A 24,091-nucleotide genomic window follows, 5' to 3' on the forward strand; every position below is an offset into this window, starting at 1 on the left:
GGTGTCGTGGCCGCGGCGGTGCTCGGACCGGTCAAGCGCAGGTTACACAGGTGCGGGCGGAGGGCCGGGCGGCGAGGCGCTCGGCGGGGATCGACCGGCCGCAGCGCTCGCAGGCGCCGTAGTTGCCGGCCTCGAGCCGGGCCAGCGCGTCGTCGAGGTCGGCGACGCGCCGACGGGCCGCGTCCAGCACGGCGGTGAGCTGGGCCCGCTCGTAGGCGATGGTGCTGCCCTCGGGATCGTGCTCGTCGTCGGCGTTGGACTCCCGGGAGGCCTCGAAGACGCCGCGCAGGTCCCCCTCCAGCGCCCGCACCTCGTCGCCGGCCCGTTCTCGCAGCCGACGCAGCTCCGCCCGCGCCGAGGCGACGTCACCGCCCACCACGCGCCCAACGATACGGCGATTCGTCCGGCGACCCGGCTCCCGTGGCAGGGTCAGCGCTTGCGCAGCAGCAGTTGGGTGGCCTGAACCGGGTTGCCGTTCATGGTTCGCACCGCGAGCTGCCGGGACCGGGCCACGTCGAAGTCGGCGAACAGCGCGCGCAGCCAGTCCATGGTGTGGTGGCGCAGGACGGCGCCGTCGCCGGACTCGAAGATGCCGTACGTGCCGTAGGCCGCGGCGAACCGGCCGTACCGCTCGCGGTTGTGCTCGTCGTCCTGCAGGCACAGGTCACTGACGTACAGCAGGCCGCCCGGCGCCAGCACCCGGTGCAGCTGCGCGACCAGGTCGCGCTGGCCGCGGTCGGTCGGGACGCAGGTGAGCACGGCGAACAGCAGCACCGCGGCCACGCTGCCGTCGGGGTGCGGCAGGCGGGGCGGGTCGTCCAGCAGTGTGAACCGGCCCGCCGGATGGTCGGCGCGGGCGCGGGCCAGCAGGTTCGCCGACACGTCGACGCCCTCGGTGCCGGCGAAGCCATCGGCGTCGAGCTGGGCGACGAGCCGGCCGTACCCGCACCCGTAGTCCAGGACGCGGGCCCCCCGCTCGATCCCTGCCAGCCAGGCGGGGTCGAGCGGATGCCCGAACGTCTTCGTCGTGCCGGCCGTGTCCCAGTAATCCCGTTGACTGTCGAGTCGCTCCACCCGCTCGATCCTGCTATATGCGCGCTCGTCATGTGGCGACGGCAAGGGGAGAATTGACGGTATGAGCTTCGGGCCTCAAGTACGTGCGGTCGGTCTGGTGTTGCACCCGACCAAACCAGTGGGCGGCTCGGTGGAGGCCGTCCTCGCCGCCTCGCACCGCCACCCCGTGCGGGTGCTGGCTCGCGAAAGCGACCGGCAGCGCGTCCCCGCCGAGGTCGAGACCGTGCCCGACGCCCGGTTCGCGGCGTCGGTCGACGGCCTCATCGCGCTGGGCGGCGACGGCACCATGCTCGGCGCCATGCGGCTGACGATCGAGCGTCCCGTTCCCGTGCTCGGCGTCAACCACGGCAACCTCGGCTTCCTCGTCGAGGTGACCCCGGGCGAGCTGCCGTCGGCGCTGGCGAGGCTCGCCGCCGGCGACTTCACCATCGAGCCGCACGCGTGCCTCGAGGCCGGCGCCGGCCGGGTGGAGCTCGCGACCCGGTTCGGATTCAACGACGTGGTGCTGGCGCGCGAGGGCCGCTCGGGCGGCGTCTCCGTCGACCTGTGGGTCAACGACGTGCGCTACGGCTACTACCGGGCCGACGCCGTCGTCATCGCCACGCCGACCGGCTCGACCGCCTACAACTACGCGGCCGGCGGCCCGATCCTGTCCCCCTCCTCCGACGCGCTCGTCGTCACGCCGGTCGCGCCGATGGCCGGCATCAGCCGGACCGTGGTCCTGGGCGCGCAGGACCGTATCGCCCTCACCGTCGCGACGGACAGCGCGCCCATCGCGGTCGACGTCGACGGCACCGCGAGCGGCACGCTCGAGCCCGGCGACCGGGTCGCGATCGCCCTGCGCCAGCGATCCGCCCAGGTGGTGCGGCTCGCGGCGAGCGAGCACGCCAGCCGGAGCCGGATCAAGCTGAGCCTGCTCGACCTGCCCCTGCGCCCGGACCAGCTGCTTGAGCTGATCCCGCCCGAGCTGCGCCAGAGGGCCGCCGATGGGGCCATGGGTCGTGCCGGGGGTACCGCCGCCCAGGACGCCGGGACGTGACGACCGTTCCCGCCGGTCACGGGCGGCGGGGAGGCTGCGCTACTGCGGCAGCGCGGCGTCCGGGGTCGCGGCGTGGCGTGGGATGAACAGGGCGAGCAGGGCCGCGGCCACCGCGGCGGCGGCGCAGATGGCGAACAGGGTCCGGTAGCCGGCCAGGGACGGCAGGACGTGGCCGGCCAGGCTGATGGTCTGGGTAGCCAGGATCGCGCCGCCGATCGCGCTGGCCAGCGAACTGCCGACGGTACGGAAGAGGGAGTTGAGGCCGTTGGCCGCGGCCAGTTCCGAGTGCGGGGCGGCGTGGATGATGAGGCCGGGCATGGCGGCGTACGCGATGCCGGTGCCCGCGCCGGCGATGGTGGCGCCGAGCACGATCTGCCAGAGGCTGCCGGTGAGCACGATGCGGGTGCCGAAGCCGGCGGCGACGATCAGGGAGCCGATGATCAGCGCGGTGCGCGGGCGCAGCTTGGCGGACAACGGCGACAGCAGCAGCATGGCGAGGCCACCGGGAAGCATGCACAGGCCGCCGACCATGACGGACTTGCCGAAGCCGTAACCCGTCGCGGCGGGCGCCTGCACGTAGGACGCGGTGCCGATGAGCGTGGCGAACAGCGCGAAGCCGACGAACAGCGACGCCACGTTGGTCAGCAGCAGGGCCGGACGGGCGGTTGTGCGCACGTCGACCAGCGGCGAGGCCCGGCGCAGCTCGACGGCGACGAAGACGATCAGCAGGACGACAGCGGCGGCGAGCAGGCCGATCGTCCGCGGGTCGGTCCAGCCCCAGGACTCGCCCTGGGCCAGGGGCAGCAGCAGGGCCAGCATCGCGCCGCCGAGCAGGGCGGCGCCGACGAGGTCCATGCGGCCCTTCGCCACGCGGGCGGGCTCGCGCACCAGCAGCAGGATGCCGGGCATGGTGAGCAGGCCGCCGGCGACGCAGATCCAGAACAGCACGTGGTAGTCGGTGTACTGCGCGATCAGGCCGGCCAGCGGCAGGCCGAGGGCGCCGCCGACGCCGACCATGGCGCTGATCAGGGCGATGCCCGCGGGCGCGTGCTCCTTGGCCAGGATGACGCCGATGAGGCTGATGCTCAGCGGTATCGCGGCCATGGCGAGACCCACCACGGCCCGGCCGATGATCATGACGGTGAGGTTGGTCGCGACGGCGCAGATCAGCGACCCGACGACCAGGGCGGCGAGCGTGATCAGCAGCATGCGCCGGGTGCCGAACAGGTCGCCGAGGCGGCCGAAGGCGGGCACCGCGACCGCCCCGACGAGCAGGGTCGAGGTCAGCAGCCAGGCCATGCCTTCGCCACCGGCGCGCAGGTCGACGGCGATCTCCGACAGCACCGGGACCAGCAGCGCCTGCGTCAGCGACACCATGAGGGCCGCCGTGCCGATCACCAGCACGACGACGATCTGGCCGGCGGTCCAGGACCGGCCGGTGGGCGCCCGGGTCTGCGGCGACGCCGTCTCAGTGGTCAGATCGTCGACGTGCGTCATGGGCGGGCTCCATCAGCCAGGTATTGTGGCACAATATGCCACGAGGCAGAGCCTGTCACGAGATTGTTACCGGCAGATGGCCGGCGAGTGAGTTGAGACCGCGGTCACAGCGCCGGCCACCCTACGATCGGTGACGAGGGAAGGAGCGGACAGATCGAGAGCCTCAGGGAGCGCAAGCGCGAGCAGAACCGCTCCGCCACCGTCGAGGCGGCGTGGCGGCTGTTCATCGAGCGCGGCTACGACCACGTCACGATCCAGGACATCTGCGCGGCGGCGGACATCGCGCCGCGCACGTTCCACCGGTACTTCGCCGCCAAGGAGGACGTCGTCGCCGAGCCGGTCCGCCGGATGTCCGGCATCGGCCACGAGCACATCGCCGCCGCGCCGCCGGGCACCCCCACCGCCGACGTGCTGCGGCTGGCGCTGCTGGCCGTGGGCCGGTTCGTGGTCGAGCACCGCGAGCTGCTCACAGGCCTGCGCGCGGTGGTGCTGCGGTCCAGCCAGCTGCGCTCGTCGAACCCTGGCGTGCGCCCCGACCAGGAGGCGGCCTTCGTCGCCCAGTTGGCGGCGCGTGACGGGGCGGAGGAGTCGAAGGAATCGAATGGCACGGACTGGCGGCTCCGGCTGCTCGTCGCCTGCGCGCTCGCGGGCTTCCGGGTCTGGTACGAGGAGTATCTCCGCGACACCCCGGCGGACCCGCTGGCCTACCTGGAGGAGATCCTGCGGGCCGCGTGTCCGCCGGCGGCGGCCTGATCAGCGGGCGGCGGACCACCCCGACCAGCGGGTGACGTCGATGCCGATCAGGCTTCCCTTCAGCTCGTACCGCGGGTAACGGGCCCGCAGCAGCCCGAGCGCCCGGCGCCCCTCCGGCCCGGCCGGGTCGATCTCGCGGGCCGCGCCCTCGGCGCGCACCCACCACAGGGCGGCCCAGTCGTCTTCGTAGTGGTCGACGAGCACCGCGGCGCGCGGGTTGACGGCCAGGTTCGCCAGGCGGCGCAGGGCGGTGTGCCGCTTCGGCTTGGCGTCAACGCCGTGGTAGATCGTGTCCCCGTCGACGGCGAACACGATCGGCACGACGTGCGGGCGGCCGTCGGGCGAGGCCGTGGCCAGGCGCGCCACCGAGGCCTCGGCGAACCGGCGCCGCGCCTCGGCCTCGATCACGCGCCCTCGCCGGCGAAGTCGGCGATCGCCCGCTCCCACTCGTCCAGGGCCCGCTCGACCGACGAGCGCGGCCCGGAGGGCAGCCAGCGGCTCGCGCGCTGCACCCCGGCGTCGTGCAGACGCTGCAGTACCGCCGGATCCGCCGGCGCGGAGATCACCTGCACGTCGATCGGCCGCTCCGCGCGGGCCCGCAGCTGCTCGATGCGCGGGAAGATGGCCTCGTCGTAGTTGGGGAACCAGGCGTCGCCGAAGGCCAGCACGCGGTCGAGCACGCCCGGGCCGGCGCCGCCGACCAGGATCGGCGGGTGCGGGCGCTGGACCGGCTTGGGGTAGGACCAGATCCGGTCGAACGAGACGTACTTGCCGTGGTATGTGGCCTCGTCCTGGCTCCAGATCGCCCGCATCGCCTCGACCCGCTCGCGCAGGACCGTCATGCGCACCCTCGGGTCGGTGCCGTGGTTGCGCATCTCCTCGCGGTTCCAGCCGGCGCCGACGCCGAACTCGAACCGGCCGCCGGAGAGCTGGTCGATCGAGGCGACCTCCTTCGCGGTGATGATCGGGTCGCGCTCGATGACGAGGCAGATGCCGCTGCCGACGCGCAGCCGGCTGGTCGCCGCGGCGGCCGCGGTGAGCGCGACGAAGAGGTCGTAGGTGTGCCAGTACTTCGCGGGCAGCTCGCCGTACTGGTAAGGCGTCTCCCGGCTGGCCGGGATGTGCGTGTGCTCGGCGAAGAACAGCGCCGACTGGCCGCGCTCCTCGACCAGCCGGGCCAGCGGCCCGGGCGCCATCGCGTTGTGCGTGGGAAAGTAGCCGACTCCGAAATCCATGCCCTCATCTCTACCCGTCCGCGGCCCGATCCGGGGGCCGGGCCGGGGATGACGCGCCCGCGATCGAGCGTCAATCGGGAAGCCGCAGCGGATTGCCGTGGCCGGGCAGGCCCCGGTCGTCCGGGATCGTCTCCTCGACCGCGGCGGCGGCGCTGATGCCGTGGCCGCGGGTCTGCTCGGCGAGGCGCTGGTAGTAGGCCGAGACCGCGGCGAGCGCCCCGCGCGCCGCGTTGAGCAGCGTGGCTCCCGCCTGCTCGACGACGTCGGCCTCGTGGATCTCGAACGCCCGGATTCCTTCCAGCACCGCGGTTTTCAGATCGCGGAGCAGGTGGACGTCGGCGTGCGCGTAGATGTGGCACAGCGCCGTGACCCGCCGGAGGTCGTCCCCGGCGAGCAGCAGCTCCTTGACCGCGGACACGGAGTGCCGGACCAGCGCGACGTCCGGCCGCGCCGACATGGTGGCGAGATCGGCGCCGAAGGACCGCACGTCCAGGTGCGGGTCGCAGAAGCCGGCGGTGAGTTGCCACAGGGTGCGCAGGTCCTCGTGCACCAGCCCGTCGAGATAGCTGACCAGGAACCGCCGGTGCGCCTCGAGAACGTACTGCGCCTTGAAGGGCGTCAGCTCCCGGGGATCCTCGCCCAAGGTGGTGACCGACGTGGTGAATCCGTAGTCGGCGGACAACGCGTTCTCCATGCCGACCAGCAGGTACACGAACCGTACCCAGGTCCGGAACAGCTCCTCCAGCGGCAGCGAGTGCAGGCCGTCCTCGGTGAGCACCACGCCCCACCGGGCGCCGAAGCGCAGCCGGCGCAGGTGGCCGATCTGGTACATCGCGAGCTGGGCGTCGATCTCGGCGTGCGCGTGGTGCAGCACTTTGCGATACGCCGCCGTCGCGTCGAGCCCGGCGTGGTTGCGGATGATGTGCGCCCCGCCGACGTGCAGGTGCAGGAATTCGCTGACGTCGAGCACCGCGCCGCCGACAGCCATCCAGTAGCCGGCTTCGGGCGTGTTGTGCCGCGCGAGATCCGACACCTCGAAGCGGGGGCCCTGCTGCGCGTGGCCGAGATAGGTGGTGAAGACGTCCTCGCTCAGCCGGCCGTCGGCCGCCAGCCGGCGCAGGAACTCGCGGCCGTCGCCGGGCACGATGCCGGTCAGCGCCTGGATGACGGAGGCGGCGAATCGCGCGCTGCCGCACACGTACACGAACGCGCCGCGGCCGCCCTCGTCGGTGGAGCGCAACAGCTCCCAGAGTGCGTCCGCCTCGGCGCGGATCACGTCGTCCACCCGGCGCCGCTGTCCGGGCTGGACGGCGTGGCGCCGGCCGTCGAAGCCGATCGCGGCGTCGGCGCGGGAGAACGCGACGGAGAGTCTCAGCCGGCCCGCGGCCGCCGCCGCGTCGAGGTCCGCGTGCTCGACGAATTCCTCCGGCGTCCGGATGCCCAGATAGAGCCGGTTCTCGCCGGACCCGGTGCGCGCGGCGACGAACCCCAGGAACGGGGCGATCCCGGATCCGGCCGCGAACATGACGACGGGCCGGGCAGGATCGGCCGGCGGCCGGAACCGGGGCGTGGAGACGATCTGCAGCGACAGCCGTTGCCGGCCCTCGACGCTCGCCCGGCGCAGGAAGTGCGATGCCGCGCCTTGCCGCTCCCGCGGATACGACCACGGCGTCCGGGCGGAGGTGTAGCCGAGGCCGGCGACCACCAGCCGCAGCGTGGTGGCCGGTTGGCCGGGCGGCGGCGCCGAGGCGATCGAATACAGCCGGAACGGCTCGGGCGCGATCACCGCGCAGAACGCGTCGTCCTCGCCCGGGCCGGCCTTCCACAGCCGGGTGACGTCATATCCGCCCGCGTACAACAGGTTCAGGACGTCCCACAGCTCCCACTGGTCCTCCATGCGGGCGTCCACCACGCGCTGCCACGAGCCCACGGCGGTCAGTCGCACCAGCCGTTTCGCTACCTCCCGGTCGATCGGCCGGAGCCAGGCGAAGCGCAGCAACGTGCGCAGCGGCAGCACGTCGACGTCGCCGTAGCCGGCCCGGCAGGCCACCGCCGCTCGCCACTTCGGGGTGAGCGGCACGAGCTCGTCGCCGGTCGCCTGCAGTGCGGCGACGGTACGGCGCACCAGCTCGTCGTCGTTCTCGGCCAGCACGCCGACCCGGTCGCCGGGCAGGTGGTGCACGCCCTGCCCGGTGACGTCGATGTCCAGATAGCAGGTCCAGGCGCCGGACTCGGCGGTGACGACACGACCCCGGCGGGCGGTGCCGAACACCACCGGCGGACCCACCGGCGGGCGGCGCTCGTCGCGGACGACGGCCAGCTGGTCGTCCACCTTGTCCCAGGTCCGGTCCTTGAACAGTCCGGTGAACCGGGCGCCGGTCGTCACCTGCCGGCCGACCTTGAACGCCACCTCGAGGAAGCCGTAGGCCTTGACGCGGTGCAGGCCCATCCAGCCTCGGTCGCCGACGTACGCGTCGAGCATGGCGTTGTAGATGCCGCGCAAGGTGCTGTTGCGGGTGTCCTCGACGTACTGGCGCACCGACACCTCGCGCAGCGCGGCCACCAGCTCCCGCCAGTGCCGCGGGAAGAACCCGGCGAGGTAGACACTCTGCTGCCCGACCAGCGAGCCGTAGTCCCGGCGCTCGAGAAACGCGTCCAGGGCGTGGATCTGGGGCTGCGCGGTGCCGCTCGGGCTGGGCGCACCGTCGAAGATCGGGACGCCAGCGGTACCGACCGTCTTGGCCCACAGCACCTGGTCGAGCGGATACCGGGCGCGCGGGTTGGGATCGATCTGCGGGTAGATGGCCTGGGTGACGTGCTGCAGCCGGTCGAGGATCACCAGCAGCGCCCGCTCCAGGGCGACCGGATCGTCCGCGACGACGGCCTCCTGGGCGTCCAGCATGGCGCCCAGCACGGGCGTGAGGCCCATCGCGAACTCGGTGGTGACCAGGTAGAACACCCGCTCCGCCGCGTTGTTCCAGGTCGGTACGAGCAGGTCCAGATTGCCCATCGCCCGCGGCCCGGCCGGATCACGCAGCCGCCAGTTGTAGAAGAACAGATCGATGTAGGAGACGGCCGGCATCTCCTTGCCCAGCCGGCGCGAGACCGTGCTCCACGGTCGCAGCAGCGACTCGGGCAGCGCGGCCGGCGGGTCGATCGCCATGTACTGGTAGGCGTGGGCGAACACGCCGAGCAGGGTCGAGGCGCGCAACAGGTATCGGTCGGGCAAGGCCTCGGTACGGGCGTCGAGCACCGGCATCGCATCGAACGCCCGGCGCAGCGACAGCCGGCGGAACAGGTCCGGGAGCCGGTCGGTCATCTCGTCCCAGGCCCGGTGCGACTCCGGGAAGGCCAGCAGCGGCGGCTCGGCCGGCAGGAATCCGTGCGCGAGTGACAGGAATCCGTCGAGTTCGTGCCCGACCCGCCGGTTGTGCGCCTCGGCGGCCTGCACCACGCGCCGTGCTGCGACGCCCGGCCGACCAACCTGCCGCAGGGCCGTAAGCTCGCCCGGATCGATGAACGCCGTCGCCTCCGGGTCGAAGAACGTCCACGTCAGCTCGTATCTGCCGATGCGCATGCGATCACCGGGGACGAGCACCCGGCGCATCACCCGCGCGTCGTTCACGTAGGTCCCGTTGGTGCTGCCGAGATCGGTGAGCACCAGATGGCCGTCGACGACCTCGAGCCGCGCGTGGCGCCGGGAGACGTCGCGGTCGTCGAGCACCACCGCCGCCGCAGCACTGTCCCGGCCGAGCGTGGCCGGCAGCGCGCACACCCGCTCGCCGCTCTCCCGGGTGTGCCGATCGGTGAGGACCAGCCTGAGTTCAGGAATGGTAGATCACCGCACGGCACAGATCGGCCCGGGACAGCGTGCCCACGAGCGTCCCCTCGTCGACCACCGGAAGCCTTCGGATCCCGCGGTCGAGCATCACGATCGCCGCGCGGGCGAGTTCGTCGGTCGATCGCACCGTCGCCGCGTCGCGCACGACCAGGGGGTCGATGACACGGTCGGCGAGGGCACGGCCCCGCTCCAGGAAGATCCGGAACGCATCGGCGAGCGCGCCACCGGCGGCGGTCACGTCGTCGAAGCCGGGCAGCATGGCCCGGACCAGATCCTCCTCGGACAGCGACCCGACGAACCGGCCGTCGTGGTCCAGGACCATCAGCTGGCCGACCTCCGACACGCTGACCACCTCGGCCGCCCGCCGGATGGTCGCGCCGAGCCTGATGTAGGCCGGGAACGCCGTCATGACGTCGCTGACCAGCACGCCACCTCCCAGGTCCGCACCGCGGCCGTCCCGCACAACTGCCGCACCCGGGGTCCAGGCGGCCCGCCGGTTGAGTGTAGCCGGACCTTCCCGTTCGCGATCATCAGACGATCGGCGGACATCACGGCCGCCGCCGTGCCCGATACAGCTCGTCAGTCAAGGTGCTCTTCGGACTCATTGGTGATCACTCACCCTTGCCGTCCATTGAAGGCCAGCGCTTGACCGGGTCCAGTTCCTACTTTCGTCAGGGGTCGTCTTGGCGGATCGCCAGATACGCGCAGGTGCCGTCCATTCCTAGCGTGGCTTTCATGAAACGCAAGCCCAGCGGATGGGCGGGAAGAACCTGCCTGGCCGTGTCTCTCGCGCTGTCCCCGCTGCTCCTGTCGTCTGTCACGACGCTCGCCGCGCCTGCTGGCGGCGAGCCGCCTGTCTCGGCCATCGACAGCTACCTCGTACAGGCGATGGACTCCACGGCGCTGCCGGGGATGTCTGTCGTCGTGACCCACCAGGGTGAAGTCGTGTACGCCGGTGGCTACGGACACGACTCGGCGGGTGAACCCGTCACGGCGCATACACCGATGCGGGTCGCCTCAGTCAGTAAGTCGTTCACCGCGATGGCGGTCATGACACTGGTGGACGATGGCCGGATCTCGCTGGACGAGCCGGTCGCCCGGCAGTTGCCCGGGTTCCGCATGGCCGACTCTCGATCCGGGCGGATCACCGTGCGGCAGTTGCTGAATCAGACGTCTGGCCTGTCCGACGCCACCATCGACATTCGCGAGGCGGAGTCCGCGAGCTCGCTCGCCGGATATGTGGCCTCGCTCGACACCGGGACTCTCGCCGCCGAGCCTGGTACGCGGTGGGCATACTGCAATGCCAACTATGAAGTGGCTGCCCGGCTGGTCGAAGTCGCCAGCGGTGCGAGGTTCGGCGACTACCTGAGGCAACGGGTGTTCGGGCCGCTGGGAATGTCGGACAGCACGGTCGGCGACCGGGTGGTCAGGCCGGCTCGGGGGTTCAACTCGCTGTTCGGGGTGTGGGTGGCGCGCCCGGAACTGCGCGACGTCCCCTATGGCAGCGGTGCGGGCGGTGTCGTCACCACCGCGACGGACGTGGGTAAGTGGCTGATCAGCCAGACCGGCAACGGCCCGCAACTGGTGACACCGCGGAGTCTGAACACCATGCACGCCTCCTCGCAGGTTCGCGACTACGGGATGGGCTGGGGTCGGGAGACCATGGATGGCACCAGCCTGCTCGTGCACTCCGGCAACCTGTTCACCTACACGGCCGTCGAGGCGATCGTTCCCGGCACGGGATACGGGTTCGCCGTCATGACGAACAGCGCCAGCCTCTACGACGACGCGTACGAGATACTCGCCGGCCTCGTCGCGATCAGCCAAGGCAGAACCCCGACGGTGCCCGGCGGGTGGCGGCAGCGGATCGAACTGACCCTGGGTCTCGTCGCGTTCGTCGCGGCCATGCTGGGGGGACTCGGCGTGGTGCGGTCGCGTCGCTGGGCGAACCGGCGCACCGGGAGTCCGGCCTGGCGGATCGGGCTTCGCCTGGCCCCGGGTCTGCTCCCGCTGCCGCTGTTCGCCGGGTGCCCGACGCTGATCTCGTTCTTGATGAACGGACGGACGGTCACCTGGGAGCAACTGACGTACTTCGCTGCCCCTCTGACGTTCGCCGTCGCCGTCGCGGCGGCAGCCGGCACGGTCACCACCGTGCTGCGGCTGCTCGGACTGCGGTCGATAGCCTCGACGCGGTGAGAAACCGTGCGATCCTGGCGGCGATCGTAGGGACCGGCGTGGTCAACGGGCTGTACCTTGACCACGTCCCGCCGTGGCGTCAGCTGCTGTTCGGGGTGCTCGCCGTCACCGCTTACCTGCATGGACGGCACCTGCCCGAGCAGCATGACTGGCTGTTCCTGGTAGCCGCCGTTACTCCGACGCTGGTCTATCTTGCTCCAGCCTTTTGGAAGAGCGCCGGAGCGTTGATGGCCCTCGGCCTGTTCGTGGTGCTGCCATGGCTGGCCGGTCGCTTCCGGCGGCAGCAGGCCGAACTCGTGCTGGCCGGCCGGGAGCGTATCGCCCACCTCGAACGCGAGCGTGAACTGGTCGCGGAACAGGCCAAAATGCAGGAACGTGCCCGGATCGCCGCGGACATGCACGACTCGCTCGGCCACGAACTCGCGTTGATGGCCCTCCGCGCCGGAGCCCTCGAACTGGCAGCCGACATGACAGAACCGAATCAGCGGGCAGCGGCTGAGCTGAGGACCTCGGCGGTCACCGCGACCGACCGGCTGCGCCACACCGTCGGACTGCTCCGCGAGACCGGCGCGGGCAGCGCGGCGACCACGCCGCCGAACGAGACCGTAGAGGCGTTGGTAGCTCGCGCACGTGGCGCGGGAATGGCTGTCGAGTTCCGCCACGACGAGGAGCTGACGATGTTGCCATCACTGGTCGACAGGGCCGTGCACCGAGTGGTGCAGGAATCGCTGACCAACGCCGCCCGGCACGCACCCGGCGCCGACGTGCTTGTCCATCTCGCGCGGACCGCCGACGATCTCATCGTGACGGTGCGGAACACCGGTGTCGGCGCCAGGCCACGACCGTCGGACGGCGGTAGCGGTTTAGTCAGCCTGTGTGAGCGGGTGCGGCTGATCGGTGGCACACTCCACGCCGGGCCACACCATGACGGGTTCACCGTGACGGCGCGTTTCCCCCACGGCGGAGGCGAGAGGGAGGCAAACTGGTGATCCGAGTGATCTTGGCCGACGACGAGGCCATGATCCGGGCCGGTGTGCGATCCATCCTGACCACCGACCCGGAGATCACCGTCGTCGCCGAGGCAGCCGACGGCCGCGAGGCGATCGAGCTGGTACGTGCCCACCGGCCGGACATCGCGATGCTCGACATCCGCATGCCCTACCTCGACGGCCTGTCCACGGCCGCGGAGTTGCGCGCGGTCGCGCCCGAGGTCGCTGTCATCATGCTGACCACCTTCGACGAGGACGACTACGTCTCTCGAGCGCTCACCGAGGGAGCCACCGGTTTCCTGCTCAAGGCCGCCGACCCCCGTGAACTGATCATCGGGGTACGGGCTGTCGCCCACGGTGCGGCCTACCTGTCACCGAGAATCGCGCAGAAGGTCATCGCCCGACTCAGCGACGGGCGTCTCACCCGGGCGGACACCGCACGTCACCAGGTGGAAACGCTGACCCCGAGAGAGCGCGACGTACTCGCGCTCGTCGGCCGGGGCATGTCCAACCAGGACATCGCGCGCGAGCTGTTCCTCTCTGAGGGCACCGTCAAATCCCACGTCAGCGCCATCCTGCTGCGCCTCGCCCTGACCAACCGCGTGCAAGCCGCCATCGTCGCCTACGAAGCCGGCCTCGTAGGCGCGAACCGACCCAGACCGCCGACTCCCTCCGCCTGATCGACCATCCCGCCGGCGCCGCCGATTGCCGAAATCACCGTCGCGGCGCTGCGGCCCGGCTTGCTGCCGCGGCCGGCGCCGGTCGTCACTCGCTGAGGCGCCGGCGCAGGAAGCCCAGCGAGTGGGCCAGCAGCCGCGAGACGTGCATCTGCGACAGGCCCACCCGCGCGGCGATCTCGGTCTGGGTGAGGTTGCCGTAGAAGCGCATGGCGAGGATGCGTTGCTCGCGTTCCGGCAGGCGCTCGATGAGCACGCGCAGCGCCTCGCGAAACTCGACCAGGTTGTACTCCGACGGCTCGCCGCCGATCGTGTCGGCGATGGTGGTCGACTCCTCGGCGGTGTGCGTCGGGGTGTCGAGCGAGACCGGCCGGTACGCGTCGCCGGAGCCGAGCACCTCGATGACGTCCTCCTCGCCGGTGCTCAGGTGCGCGGCCAGTTCGGCGACCGTCGGCGAGCGGCCCAGCCGCTGGGTGAGCTCGTCGCGGGCGTGTGCGACCTGCAGCCGCAGCTCCTGCAGGCGGCGCGGCAGCCGCACGCCCCAGGTGCGGTCGCGGAAGTGCCGCTTGATCTCTCCGGCGATCGTCGGCGTGGCGTAGGCGCCGAACTCGATGCCGCGCGCCGGGTCGAAGCCGTCGACGGCCTTCACCAGCCCCAGGGCCGCCACCTGGACCAGGTCGGCCAGGGGCTCGCCGGACCCGCCGTAGCGGCGGGCCAGCCGGTGCGCCGTGGGCAGGCACGCCTCGATCACCTCGTCGCGGATGCGCCGCCGCCGCGGGTCGTCCGGGTCGAGCCGGTGCATCCTGGCGAGCAGCTCGGTCACGTCCGGTGGCCAGTGGCCGTGGCCGACGTGCAGCTCCTCCAGGGCCACCGGGTGACGCTGGCGCTGGGTGACCGGCCAGTCCAGCTTGTCGTAGGCGCCCAGCTGCTTGGCGACCCCGGCGATCTCCACCGCGCTCAGCACGGTCCCGGCGGTGCCGGTCAGGCGTACGTCGCCGTCGAGCTGGCCGGCGCGGCGCTGGAGGTACGTCATGACCTTGATCGCGGCCGCGTCGAGCAGGCGCAGGCCGGAGCCCTCCAGCGCGATCCGCCGGGATCCGGCGTCGAGGCGCTCGAACACGACCTGCCGCAGGTAGGGCACTGAGGCGTAGTCCAGGACGCCGGTCAGCTCCAGCAGGCTCTCGTTGCGCCGGGTGGACAACGCCACGGCCAGGTCCATGGCACACACCTCCCCCCGGCGCCCTGGCTGGGCACGAAGATACGGGCTACCCCGTCCGGAGGCTGGACAAACTACCGGAAATCAGCAATAAACGCAACGCGGGCCGATCCGCGGTTTGCCGGCCTGGGCGGCGGGTAGGGCGCAGCGGTCCACGATGCCGGGAGGCGATGGCGCATGTTCGATCCGCAGGAGCGCGAGGGCAACGGCACCGAGGACCTCGTCGACGTGCTGCTGGCCCAGCACGCCCGCATCGAGGAGCTGTTCCTGCTCGTCGCGGTCGGCACCGGCGACGCCCGGCGGGAGGTGTTCGAGGAACTGGTGCGGCTGCTCGCGCTGCACGAGAAGGCCGAGCGGCAGATCGTGCATCCCGTTGCCCGGGAGGTGCCCGGCGCCGGCGACGTCGTGGTCGAGGACCGCCTCGCCGAGGAGCGGCAGGTGGGCGAGATGCTCGAGGATCTCGCCGGTGCGGGGATGGACGCGCCCGGCTTCGAGGAGGCGGTCGTGCGGCTGCGCGAGGCGGCGCTGCGCCACGCGCGGTACGAGGAGCGCTACGAGTTCGCGCACCTGCGCCGGCACGTGCGGCCCGGCCGGCTGCTGGACCTCGCGGCGCAGGTGCTCGACCTGCAGCGGCGGGCCGCGACGGCGGCGTGAGGCACGGGCCGCGGACACGGCGGGCGGCGGGCCGTCACGACTCGCCGCGGCTCGCCCCGGTGTAATACTCGAACAGCATGGCCGCGGCCGACGTGACGGCCAGGAGCAGGCCGACACCGGCGAGCCACAGCTGCCACAGCGCGACGCCCAGCGCGAGGACGCCGGCGCCCAGGCCGATGGTGGGCGGCCAGTACGAGAACGGGCTGAAGAACCCGACGTCGCCCGCGCCGTCGGCCGGAGTGGCGTCGCCGCGGTCCTCCGGGCGCGGCGGGATGCGCCGCGAGACCAGCCAGCAGTCGCCGCCGATCAGCGCCAGCAGCGCCGTCGTCAGCCCGAGCGCGACGATGCCGACCCGCTCGGCGTGGCCCATGATCGCGGCGGTCATCACCCAGTACACGATGGTGAACGTCAGCATGACGGCCGCCAGGAGGCCGAAGAAGCGGGCCTCAGTGCGCACCGGCGTGCTCCTGCCTGCGGTCGTACGCCGGCCGCTCGGAGTGGATCCGCGGCAGCGACTCGAAGTTGTGCCGCGGCGGCGGGCAGCTGGTCGCCCACTCCAGCGCGTTGCCGTGGCCCCACGGATCGTCGACCCCGGCGACGCGGCCGAAGCGGTAGGAACGCCACACGTTCCAGATGAAGAACAGCGTCGAGGCGCCGAGGACGAACGCGCCAATGGTGGAGATCGTGTTGAGCAGGGTGAAGCCGTCCGTGGGCAGGTAGTCGGCGTACCGGCGGGGCATGCCGCGGCCGCCGAGCCAGTGCTGGACCAGGAAGGTGGTCTGGAAGCCCACGAACATGGTCCAGAAGTGCAGCTTTCCCAGGCGCTCGTCCATCATCCGGCCAGTGATCTTCGGGAACCAGAAGTACACGCCGCCGAACGCCGCGAACACGATCGTGCCGAACAGCACGTAGTGGAAGTGGGCGACGACGAAGTACGTGTCGGTCACGTGCCAGTCCAGCGGCGGGCTGGCCAGGATCACCCCGGACAGGCCGCCGAACAGGAACGTCACCAGGAACCCGACGGCGAAGAGCATCGGCGTCTCGAACGTGAGCTGCCCGTGCCACATCGTGCCGATCCAGTTGAAGAACTTGATCCCGGTCGGCACCGCGATGAGGAAGCTCGCGAACGAGAAGAACACCAGCAGCACCTGACCGGTGGCGAACATGTGGTGCGCCCACACGCTCATCGACAGCACGGTGATGGAGATCGTCGCCCCGACGAGGCCCTTGTACCCGAAGACCGGCTTGCGGCTGAACACCGGGATGATCTCGCTGATGATGCCGAAGAACGGCAGGGCCACGATGTACACCTCGGGATGGCCGAAGAACCAGAACAGGTGCTGCCACAGGATGGGCCCGCCGGTGGAGGCGTTGTAGACCGTCGCGCCGAGCTTGCGGCCGGCCTCCAGCACCAGCAGGGCGGCGGCGAGGATCGGGAACACCATGATCACCATCAGTGCGGTGAGCAGGATGTTCCAGGTGAAGATCGGCATCCGGAACATCGTCATGCCGGGCGCGCGCAGCGTGAGGATCGTGGTGATCATGTTGACCGCGCCAAGGATCGTGCCGAGCCCGGAGACGACCAGGCCCATGATCCACAGGTCGCTGCCGATGCCCGGGGAGTCCCGCAGGGAGTTCAGCGGGGCGTACGCCGTCCAGCCGAAGTCGGCCGTGCCGCCGGGCGTGACGAACCCGGAGACCACCAGCGTGCCGCCGAGCAGGAACAGCCAGTACGACAGGGCGTTGAGCCGCGGGAACGCGACGTCGGCGGCGCCGATCTGCAGCGGCACCACGAAGTTGGCGAAGCCGAACACCAGCGGGGTGGCGAACAGCAGCAGCATGAGCGTGCCGTGCGCGGTGAACAGCTGGTTGTACTGCTCCGGCGAGAGGAACTGCAGGCCCGGCCGGGCGAGCTCGGCCCGCATGAGCATCGCCAGGACCCCGCCGATGATGAAGAACACGAACGACGTCACGAGATACAGCACCCCGACGTCTTTCGCGTCGGTGGTGCGCAGCATGCGCGTGAACACGTTGCCCGGCAGCGTGCGACGCACGATCGGCGCCCCGGCCCGCGGCGGCTCGATGATCCTGCTGGCGTTGTGCATCCGCCGGACGTCCCCCTTCATCGGCTTCCCGCCGACGCGCTTCCCTCACGCGGCCGGGTGAAACACGTGGCAGCCCCTCCGCCGGGCGAATCCGGCGATCGGGTCGAGTCGGTGACCGCCGGTTCCGGCCGGGTGCGCAGCTGGTCGATCTTCCCGTTCGGCGCCGGGCCGACCGGGTGCCCGGGGCGCAACGTGATGCTGCTGACGACGAGCACCCTCATCGCGGTACTGCTGAACCGCTTCGGCCCACTGCGGACCCCGCTACCCCGGACCTTGGACCACACCAGCCTCCACCTGGAGCTCAGGGGCTGACCAACCAACGCCGCGCTGTTCTCGGACGCGGAGCTCGCCGTGCTGCCGGGGGCGGTCACTTTCCGTGGCTGGACGATCCCGCGTGGTTCGCCGACCGGTTCGCGCGCTGGTAGCGCACTGTCATGGCGTGCCGGGGCCATGCGGCGGCGATGGTTCTGGCAAACTGCCCGAATGCAACGACCGGCGATGCGCATGACCGTCGGACCTCACCCACCGTCCGTCTACTGGCGTCGCCGCGCGCTCGTCGCCGTCGGCGCCGCCATTCTGGTGCTGCTCGGCTGGCTCGCGGTGCGCGGCTCGGGCGGCACTCCGGCCGCCGTGAGCAGCGCGCCCACGGCGCCGACGAGCGGGACGGGGGCCTCGGGCACCTCGGCCCCCGGCGACCTCCCCTCACCATCATTCGTGCAGGCGACCACCGACACGAGCACGACGCCGACGGCGGTCCACGGACCGCCCCCGAGCAACGTCACGCCGTGCGGCGATGACCAGATCGCCGTCACCGTGGCCGCCAGCCCGTCGCCGGGCGTGGTGGGCGGGACGTTCACGTTCAGCGTCGCCATCGTCTCCAAGGCCGACGACTGGTGCTCTCGCGACCTCGGCTCGGGCGCACAGGAGATCCAGGTCCTGCACAACGGCGCGCTGTTGTACTCCTCCGACGACTGCCGCACCGGCACCGGCCACACCAGCGACGTGCGCGCCTTCGCGGCCGGCGACGCGGTGCGGTACCGCTACCCGTGGAGCAGCTACCGGATCACGCCGCACGAGTGCGCGCTCGCCAAGACCCCGGCACCGCCCGGCACGTATCAGGTCGTGGCCCGCGTCGGGACGAAGATCAGCGCGCCGGTCGACTTCACCATCAACCGCTGACCGTCCCGGCCACCCGGCCGGGGTCAGCGGGCGCCGGGCGCGCCGCCCGGGTGCAGGGCGGCCCGCTCGGCGGCGTGCGTGACGTCGGCGGACTCCAGGAGGCCGACGAGCGCGCCGCTGTCGGCGACGAGCGCGGTGCCGGCGCGCGAGACCAGATTGGCCACGTCGGCGAGCGGCTGGGACGCCTCGACCACGGTCACCGCGGTGGCCGGCTTCGCGACCTCGGACACCGGTGTGACGGCGCGCTCGGCCGCGGGGACGCGGGCGAGCTCCGCCAGGCGGACGAGGCCGCCGGGGCGCCCGTCCGGGGTGCGCAGCGCGATGACGTACTTGCCGGGCACCGCGTCGGCGGCGGCCACGGCCTCGGCCACGCTGCTGCCCGTGCCGACGTACGGGACCATGGTCTGCATCGCCGCGGACACGGGCGTCCGGCCGAGCTGGGCGCGGTAGCGTTCGTTGGCGGCCTCGGCGGTCGCGGCCGCGATGAGGAACCACCCGACGAGGATGAGCCAGAGGCCGCCGAAATTGCCGGTGGCCACGACCTGCGCGAGCCCGAGGGCCATCAGGCCGACGCCGATCACGCGGCCCGCATTGGTCGCGGCGAGGGCGGCCCGCTGCCGGTCCCCGCGCCACTGCCACAGCACCGCGCGCAGCACCCGGCCGCCGTCCAGGGGCGCGCCCGGCAACAGGTTGAACACGGCGAGCACGAGGTTGATCCCGGCCAGCCAGGCACAGACGGCGACGACGCCGGCCGGGACGCCGAGTGCGCCGAGGCCGGCCGCCAGGCCGCCGAAGCCGCCGCCGAGCAGGGCGCTGGTGGCCGGCCCGGCGCCCGCGGTCAGCAGGTCGGCCCGGGCGGTGGGCGCCTCCTGGCCGAACTCGGCGAGCCCGCCGAGCAGCCACAGCGTCACCTGCTCGACCCGGATGCCGAAGGCGCGGGCGACGAGTGCGTGCGCGAGCTCGTGTGCCAGCAGCGAGAGCAGGAAGACGACCGCTCCGGCGAGACCGAGCAGCCACGGCACGACGGCGGGCAGCCCAGGCGCGGAGGCCGGGATGATCGTCAGGGCGAGGATCTGCACCAGCAGGACCATGATGACGACGACCGACCAGTTCACGCCGACCCGGATGCCGGCGATGGTTCCCAGACGCAGGTTCTGTTTCACGGCTCCCTCCGACCCCCGTAGCGGCGCCCCACATTCATCTTCCCGTGCCGCGAGGCCGCCGGCCAGGCCGAACGGCGGCCTCGCGGTGGTCTCGGCCCGATGCGTCGGATCCGGCGCCGCCGCACGGAAGTCCGCCGTGCTGCGGGCCGCCACCCATCGGCTCATCGACCCGGCCGGAGCATCCGAGCGGCGCCGTACGCTTGGTGGAGGTGCACGCTCGGCGGGGCCGGCCCCGCCGCCGGACATGCGGGGCGGTGGCGCCCATGCCGAGTTGGCTCGGTCGGGACTGGATCGCGCTCGCCGCGGCGCTCGTGGTGCCGCCGGCCGTCTGCGCGGCGCTGACGCCGCTGCGCACGTCGGTGTCCGACGCGAACCTGGCCCTGGTGCTCGTCGTGGTCGTCGTGGCGGTGGCCGCCTTCGGCAACCGCCCGGCGGGTGCCCTGTCGGCCGTGTCCGCCGCCGTGTGGTTCGACTTCTTCCTCGTCCCGCCGTACGCAACGTGGAGCATCGCCAGCACCGGCGACCTCGCCACGATGGCGCTGCTGCTCGCCGTCGGCCTGGCGGTGTCGCAGCTGGCGGCCCGCGCTCGCCGGCTGCGCCTCGTCACGATCACCGACGCCGAGCAGCTGGACCGGATCCATCGCACCGCCGAGCTGGTCCGGTCCGGCCGCGGCGGCCCGGACGTGGCCAACCAGGTGCGCGCGCAGCTGGTCGACCTGCTGGGCCTGCGCGCCTGCCGATTCGAGTACGGCCGGTTGCTCGGCCACCCGGCGCGGCTCGAGCGCGACGGCAGCATCGCCGCGGGCGGGCTGCGGCGCTACCTCGCCCCGGAGGAACTTCCCGACGAGGAGATCGAGCTTCGGGTCGCCGCGGGCGGGCGCTTCTACGGCCGGTTCATGCTCCGGCCCACCCCCGGCCGCCCCGTCCCCCTGCGGGCCCGGCTCGTGGCGGTCACCCTCGCCGACCAGGCCGGCGCCGCCTTCGACGCCGCCCGCCCCACGGGGCCCGGCCGCTCGCCCTGACCCCCTGCGGAGGGGGTGCCGAGCGGACGTTTGCCCGGGCCCTTCCGCGGGGAGCTGTAGTCGACGTGGGCGAGATCAAGGTCGGAACCGCGTCGTGGACGGACCGGACGCTGCTGGAGTCGGGCTGGTACCCGGACGAGGTGCGCACCCCGCAGCAGCGGCTGGGCTACTACGCCCGGCAGTTCCCGCTCGTCGAGGTCGACGCGACGTACTACGCGCCCCCGAACGAGCAGACGACCCGCCTGTGGGCCGAGCGCACGCCCGCCGGCTTCACTTTCAACGTCAAGGCGTTCAGCCTGCTGACCGGGCACCCGACGAAGGTGACGGCCCTGCCGAAGGACCTCCGCCCGCAGACCGGGAAGGCCAACGTGTACCCGCGCGACCTGCCGGCGCAGGCGTACGAGGACGTGTGGTCGCGCTTCCTGACCGCGCTCGACCCGCTGGTGGAGGCCGGCAAGCTGGGTGTGTTGCTGTTCCAGTTCCCGCCGTGGTTCACGATCCGCCGATCCAGCAAGCAGGCCCTGCTGGAGGTGGCGTCGCGCTGCAAGCCGCTGCGGATCGCCGTCGAGTTCCGGCACGCGTCATGGTTCGACGGCGACAACGAGCGCGAGACGCTGGACTTCCTGCGCACGCATGACCTGCCGTACGTGGTGGTCGACATGCCGCAGGGCCACCGCTCGTCGATACCCCCGGTGGTCGAGGCGACCTCGGACCTGGCGGCGGTGCGCTTCCACGGCCACAGCGACCGCTGGGCGAGCAAGGACATCCACGAGAAGTTCGGCTACCTGTACTCCGAGAAGGAGCTGCGGACCTGGGCCCCGAAGCTGCGCGCCCTGGCCGAGCGGACGTCACAGACCCACGTGTTGATGAACAACTGCTATCAGGACTACGCCCAACGCAACGCGGCCGAGCTCATGGGCATGGTCGCTGCGTCACCACCACAGTGAACGCAGATGCGCCCCGGCCGGTTGGCGGTCGCCGGCCGGGCGACCCGCCCGCAGCGACCCGCGCAGGACCCGCAGCACGATGCCCGGCCTGAGCAGTGACGTCGGCGGCCGCACGAGATTGAGCACCCGCAGGAACGCCGCGCCGAGCACCGCGTCGTGGGTGGCCGCGACGTGCAGCCGGTGTACGAACCCGTTGATGAACCGCACGCGGGCGCTGCGCCGCCCCGGCACCTCGGGGAACCGCAGGTCGGTGCCGACCGCGATCGCCCACGGCCCGTCGATGATCCGCGCCGCGCCACGGAAGAAGCGCGACGCGATCCCGGTGCCGCGTTCGGCGAGCAGGCGGCGCAGCAGCAGCGCCTGCAGCGCCGCGACGGTCATACCCTGACCGTAGATCGGGTTGAAGCTGCACAGCGCGTCGGCGACGACCAGGTATCCGGACGGGAACCGGCGCAGCCGCTCGTACCGGCGCCGGACGCTGGCCGGGAACCGCATCGTCACCGGCTCGCCCGCCGGTGGCGCGTCCCGGACGATCGTCGCGATGTGCGGCGCTGCCAGCTTCTCGGCGAACGCCACCATGCCCGCGTCGTCGGTCGGCGGCTGCTCACCGAGCATGCCGTTGAGCGCGATCGCGACCCGGTCGCCCTCCAGGGCCGCGGCGATCCCGGCCCGAGGCGCGCCCGGCACCGCGTTCGTCAGCGCGCCGAGCAGCCCGTCGAGGTGTTCCGGGCAGCGTTGGTACACGCGGGTGACGTACGTGACGTCGACGCGGACCTGGTCCTCCGGCGGTGCCGGGTAGCCGAGCTGTACCAGCCAGCGCGGGCTGCGGGAGGCGCGGCCGCCGGCGTCGACGACGAGGTCCGCCGCGATGGTGTACGGCGTCTCGAGCTCGTCGTGCGGGGCGACCTGGACGCCTGTGACGGTGGTGCCGGCGGCGTCGGTGAGCAGTCCGGTGACATCGGTCTGCGGCACCAGCTTCACCCCGGGAAGCTCGGCGACCCGGGCGCGGATCGTGTGCTCCAGCAGGGGCCGGCTGACCCCGACGCCGATGAGGTCCGACGGTGCCCGCCGCATGTGGTACCCGTCGTTGTACCAGTGGACCTGCTCGTGCAGGTCGACGATGGGCGCGCCGGCGTCGCGCAGCTGCGCGGACAGGCCTGGGAACAGCTCTTCGAGCACCGACCTGCCGCGGGCCAGCAGCACGTGCAGCTGCCGGCCCTGCGGTACACACCGGCGGCTCGCGGGTGCGGCGGGCAGCAGGTCCCGGTCGATCACGATCACCCGGGCGAAGTGCTCGCTGAGTGCCCGGGCGGCCAGCAGGCCACCCATGCTCGCCCCGATCACGACCGCGGTTGCCTCACCAGCCATGACCCGTACAGTATAATTGATCTTTTTCAATGTCTTCTTCGTCGTTGCTGACCTGTCGGATGCCGGTTCAGCTGGCAGCTGGCAGCGGGAACGCCAGCATCGCGTTGTCGACGAGTGCGTGCAGCGCCGCGGTGTACGGATGCGCACCGCCGAGCGTGCGCAACGCCCCGTGCACCTCGGCGAGCATCCCGTCGACCCGGCCGTGGTAGTCGCGCAGGTGCTCGGGGGCCGTCAGCCGCGCCTTGAACTCGGCCCGGGCCGCCGCCGACGTCGCCGCCGAGGCATACAGCTCCAGCAGCGCCGGCCGTTGCGCCGCGGGCACGCCGTCCAGCAGCAGCATCACCAGAAACGTGGCGGCACCGTTTTGGATGTCCTCGTCCCGGCCGGTGACCAGGTCGCGCTGGTCATTGGTCAGCTGCCGGAGGACCCCGAAGCGGCGGCCGACGTCGCGCCAGCGCTCGACCCTGCCCGGGTCGGCACCGGCCAGGCAGGCCGCCATCGCGGCGGCCATGGCGTACGGCGCACCGGTCTTGCCCTCGTAGCTCGCCAGCACCGACGCGACCGTGGCGCCGGCCGGCCGGGCGGTGTAATCGAGCAGCTGGCCGCTGATGCCGTCGAGCCATCCGCGGGACAGCTCGGCCAGGGCCGCGACCTTCGTGGCGTCCGGCATGCCGGCCTCGCCGACGAGCCTGATCGGCAGGTGGCTGCCGACGCCCAACGCCGCCAGGATCCCCGCGTTGCACCGCGCCGGGTCGGCCCGGATCTGCGGACCGCCGTCGGCCAGGTCGTCGAGGTAGCGCGCGGCGGCCCACCAGAGCAGGTGGACGAGCGCCGCCAGCCGGCCGCCCGCCGGATCGCCGGTCTCGGCGGCGTGCACGAGCAGCGGCAGCCGGATCATCACGTCCACCGCACCGGTCGAGCCGCGCGCGGCCAGGTTGCCCAGGAAGCTGCCGAGGAACTCGGCCATGGCCTCGTCGGCGACGTCGCCGCTGGCCCGCAGCCTCGCCAGGATCGCGGTCAGGTCGTCCTCCACCGCGCCGACCACCTCGGCAACGTCCACCATCCCGCACTCCCCACAGTCGTCGATTCTTCAGGCGAGCCATTGCCGACACATGATGTGGCGGGCGTCGATGTCA

At 72.1% G+C, this 24,091-nt stretch carries 23 protein-coding genes; 10 read left to right on the top strand and 13 right to left on the bottom strand.

The window, feature by feature from the left end:
* Nucleotides 1-31: 31 nt before the first annotated feature.
* Both AB0367_RS20270 and AB0367_RS20275 read right to left on the bottom strand, forming a co-directional pair.
* Nucleotides 32-379, bottom strand: coding sequence for a TraR/DksA C4-type zinc finger protein (locus AB0367_RS20270; RefSeq protein ID WP_366227898.1), 348 nt, complete (start codon nt 377-379; stop codon nt 32-34).
* A gap of 50 nt (nt 380-429) precedes the next feature.
* Complete coding sequence (locus tag AB0367_RS20275; RefSeq protein WP_366227899.1) at nt 430-1,074, bottom strand: class I SAM-dependent methyltransferase; 645 nt, start codon at nt 1,072-1,074, stop codon at nt 430-432.
* A gap of 61 nt (nt 1,075-1,135) precedes the next feature.
* On the opposite strand from AB0367_RS20275, the gene AB0367_RS20280 reads away from it, so the two are divergent.
* The gene (locus AB0367_RS20280; protein ID WP_366227900.1) at nt 1,136-2,113 is read left to right on the top strand and encodes an NAD(+)/NADH kinase; all 978 of its coding nucleotides are present in this window, start codon (nt 1,136-1,138) and stop codon (nt 2,111-2,113) included.
* Nucleotides 2,114-2,152: 39 nt separating this feature from the next.
* Here AB0367_RS20280 and AB0367_RS20285 read toward each other — a convergent pair whose 3' ends face one another.
* Entirely contained in the window at nt 2,153-3,610 is a 1,458-nt protein-coding gene (locus tag AB0367_RS20285) for an MFS transporter (protein ID WP_366227901.1), read from the bottom strand.
* A gap of 348 nt (nt 3,611-3,958) precedes the next feature.
* On the opposite strand from AB0367_RS20285, the gene AB0367_RS20290 reads away from it, so the two are divergent.
* Nucleotides 3,959-4,363, top strand: a complete 405-nt coding sequence (locus AB0367_RS20290; RefSeq protein WP_366227902.1) for a hypothetical protein — start codon at nt 3,959-3,961, stop codon at nt 4,361-4,363.
* On the opposite strand, the gene AB0367_RS20295 is transcribed toward AB0367_RS20290, so the two are convergent.
* From AB0367_RS20295 to AB0367_RS20310, 4 genes are all read right to left on the bottom strand, one after another.
* Nucleotides 4,364-4,771 (bottom strand): TIGR03668 family PPOX class F420-dependent oxidoreductase, encoded by a 408-nt coding sequence (locus tag AB0367_RS20295; protein ID WP_366227903.1) that lies wholly within the window; start codon nt 4,769-4,771, stop codon nt 4,364-4,366.
* A complete protein-coding gene (locus tag AB0367_RS20300; protein WP_366227904.1) occupies nt 4,768-5,598 on the bottom strand; it encodes an LLM class F420-dependent oxidoreductase in 831 nt (276 codons plus the stop codon). Before AB0367_RS20300 ends, AB0367_RS20295 begins: the two co-directional genes overlap by 4 nt.
* Nucleotides 5,599-5,668: 70 nt before the next feature.
* On the bottom strand, nt 5,669-9,373 hold the full coding sequence (locus tag AB0367_RS20305; RefSeq protein WP_366227905.1) for an FHA domain-containing protein: 3,705 nt from the start codon (nt 9,371-9,373) through the stop codon (nt 5,669-5,671).
* A 49-nt stretch (nt 9,374-9,422) separates the two neighbouring features.
* Nucleotides 9,423-9,866, bottom strand: coding sequence for a CBS domain-containing protein (locus AB0367_RS20310; protein ID WP_366227906.1), 444 nt, complete (start codon nt 9,864-9,866; stop codon nt 9,423-9,425).
* Nucleotides 9,867-10,174: 308 nt separating this feature from the next.
* On the opposite strand from AB0367_RS20310, the gene AB0367_RS20315 reads away from it, so the two are divergent.
* The 3 genes from AB0367_RS20315 to AB0367_RS20325 are packed head-to-tail and all read left to right on the top strand — an operon-like array spanning nt 10,175 to nt 13,304.
* On the top strand, nt 10,175-11,635 hold the full coding sequence (locus AB0367_RS20315) for a serine hydrolase domain-containing protein (RefSeq protein ID WP_366227907.1): 1,461 nt from the start codon (nt 10,175-10,177) through the stop codon (nt 11,633-11,635).
* Nucleotides 11,632-12,624 carry a histidine kinase gene (locus AB0367_RS20320; RefSeq protein WP_366227908.1) on the top strand — a complete coding sequence of 331 codons (993 nt, stop codon included), beginning with the start codon at nt 11,632-11,634 and terminating at the stop codon, nt 12,622-12,624. Before AB0367_RS20315 ends, AB0367_RS20320 begins: the two co-directional genes overlap by 4 nt.
* The gene (locus AB0367_RS20325; RefSeq protein ID WP_366227977.1) at nt 12,618-13,304 is read left to right on the top strand and encodes a response regulator transcription factor; all 687 of its coding nucleotides are present in this window, start codon (nt 12,618-12,620) and stop codon (nt 13,302-13,304) included. Before AB0367_RS20320 ends, AB0367_RS20325 begins: the two co-directional genes overlap by 7 nt.
* An 85-nt stretch (nt 13,305-13,389) precedes the next feature.
* Here AB0367_RS20325 and AB0367_RS20330 read toward each other — a convergent pair whose 3' ends face one another.
* Nucleotides 13,390-14,520 carry a SigB/SigF/SigG family RNA polymerase sigma factor gene (locus AB0367_RS20330; RefSeq protein WP_366227909.1) on the bottom strand — a complete coding sequence of 377 codons (1,131 nt, stop codon included), beginning with the start codon at nt 14,518-14,520 and terminating at the stop codon, nt 13,390-13,392.
* A gap of 174 nt (nt 14,521-14,694) precedes the next feature.
* On the opposite strand from AB0367_RS20330, the gene AB0367_RS20335 reads away from it, so the two are divergent.
* Nucleotides 14,695-15,171, top strand: a complete 477-nt coding sequence (locus tag AB0367_RS20335; protein WP_366227910.1) for a hemerythrin domain-containing protein — start codon at nt 14,695-14,697, stop codon at nt 15,169-15,171.
* 34 nt (nt 15,172-15,205) lie between these two features.
* Here the strand turns inward: AB0367_RS20335 and AB0367_RS20340 are convergent, their stop codons facing one another.
* Together AB0367_RS20340 and ctaD are read right to left on the bottom strand one after the other, a co-directional pair.
* The gene (locus tag AB0367_RS20340) at nt 15,206-15,628 is read right to left on the bottom strand and encodes a cytochrome c oxidase subunit 4 (protein WP_366227911.1); all 423 of its coding nucleotides are present in this window, start codon (nt 15,626-15,628) and stop codon (nt 15,206-15,208) included.
* On the bottom strand, nt 15,618-17,189 hold the full coding sequence (gene ctaD / locus AB0367_RS20345) for a cytochrome c oxidase subunit I (protein WP_366227978.1): 1,572 nt from the start codon (nt 17,187-17,189) through the stop codon (nt 15,618-15,620). Before ctaD ends, AB0367_RS20340 begins: the two co-directional genes overlap by 11 nt.
* Nucleotides 17,190-17,342: 153 nt before the next feature.
* Between ctaD and AB0367_RS20350 the strand changes: the two genes are divergently transcribed.
* Nucleotides 17,343-17,588 carry a hypothetical protein gene (locus AB0367_RS20350; protein WP_366227912.1) on the top strand — a complete coding sequence of 82 codons (246 nt, stop codon included), beginning with the start codon at nt 17,343-17,345 and terminating at the stop codon, nt 17,586-17,588.
* 192 nt (nt 17,589-17,780) lie between these two features.
* Nucleotides 17,781-18,455 (top strand): hypothetical protein, encoded by a 675-nt coding sequence (locus tag AB0367_RS20355; protein WP_366227913.1) that lies wholly within the window; start codon nt 17,781-17,783, stop codon nt 18,453-18,455.
* A gap of 23 nt (nt 18,456-18,478) precedes the next feature.
* Here the strand turns inward: AB0367_RS20355 and AB0367_RS20360 are convergent, their stop codons facing one another.
* Complete coding sequence (locus AB0367_RS20360; RefSeq protein WP_366227914.1) at nt 18,479-19,618, bottom strand: site-2 protease family protein; 1,140 nt, start codon at nt 19,616-19,618, stop codon at nt 18,479-18,481.
* Between the two features lie 263 nt (nt 19,619-19,881).
* On the opposite strand from AB0367_RS20360, the gene AB0367_RS20365 reads away from it, so the two are divergent.
* Both AB0367_RS20365 and AB0367_RS20370 read left to right on the top strand, forming a co-directional pair.
* Nucleotides 19,882-20,640, top strand: coding sequence for a DUF4118 domain-containing protein (locus tag AB0367_RS20365; RefSeq protein WP_366227915.1), 759 nt, complete (start codon nt 19,882-19,884; stop codon nt 20,638-20,640).
* A gap of 65 nt (nt 20,641-20,705) precedes the next feature.
* The gene (locus AB0367_RS20370; protein WP_366227916.1) at nt 20,706-21,587 is read left to right on the top strand and encodes a DUF72 domain-containing protein; all 882 of its coding nucleotides are present in this window, start codon (nt 20,706-20,708) and stop codon (nt 21,585-21,587) included.
* Here the strand turns inward: AB0367_RS20370 and AB0367_RS20375 are convergent.
* Nucleotides 21,573-22,955 (bottom strand): FAD-dependent monooxygenase, encoded by a 1,383-nt coding sequence (locus tag AB0367_RS20375; protein ID WP_366227917.1) that lies wholly within the window; start codon nt 22,953-22,955, stop codon nt 21,573-21,575. The genes AB0367_RS20370 and AB0367_RS20375 overlap by 15 nt on opposite strands.
* A gap of 67 nt (nt 22,956-23,022) precedes the next feature.
* A complete protein-coding gene (locus AB0367_RS20380; protein WP_366227918.1) occupies nt 23,023-24,018 on the bottom strand; it encodes a class 1 isoprenoid biosynthesis enzyme in 996 nt (331 codons plus the stop codon).
* Nucleotides 24,019-24,091 lie beyond the last annotated feature (73 nt).

The sequence above is a fragment of the Dactylosporangium sp. NPDC051484 genome (genome assembly GCF_040689395.1).
Taxonomy (GTDB): domain Bacteria; phylum Actinomycetota; class Actinomycetes; order Mycobacteriales; family Micromonosporaceae; genus Dactylosporangium.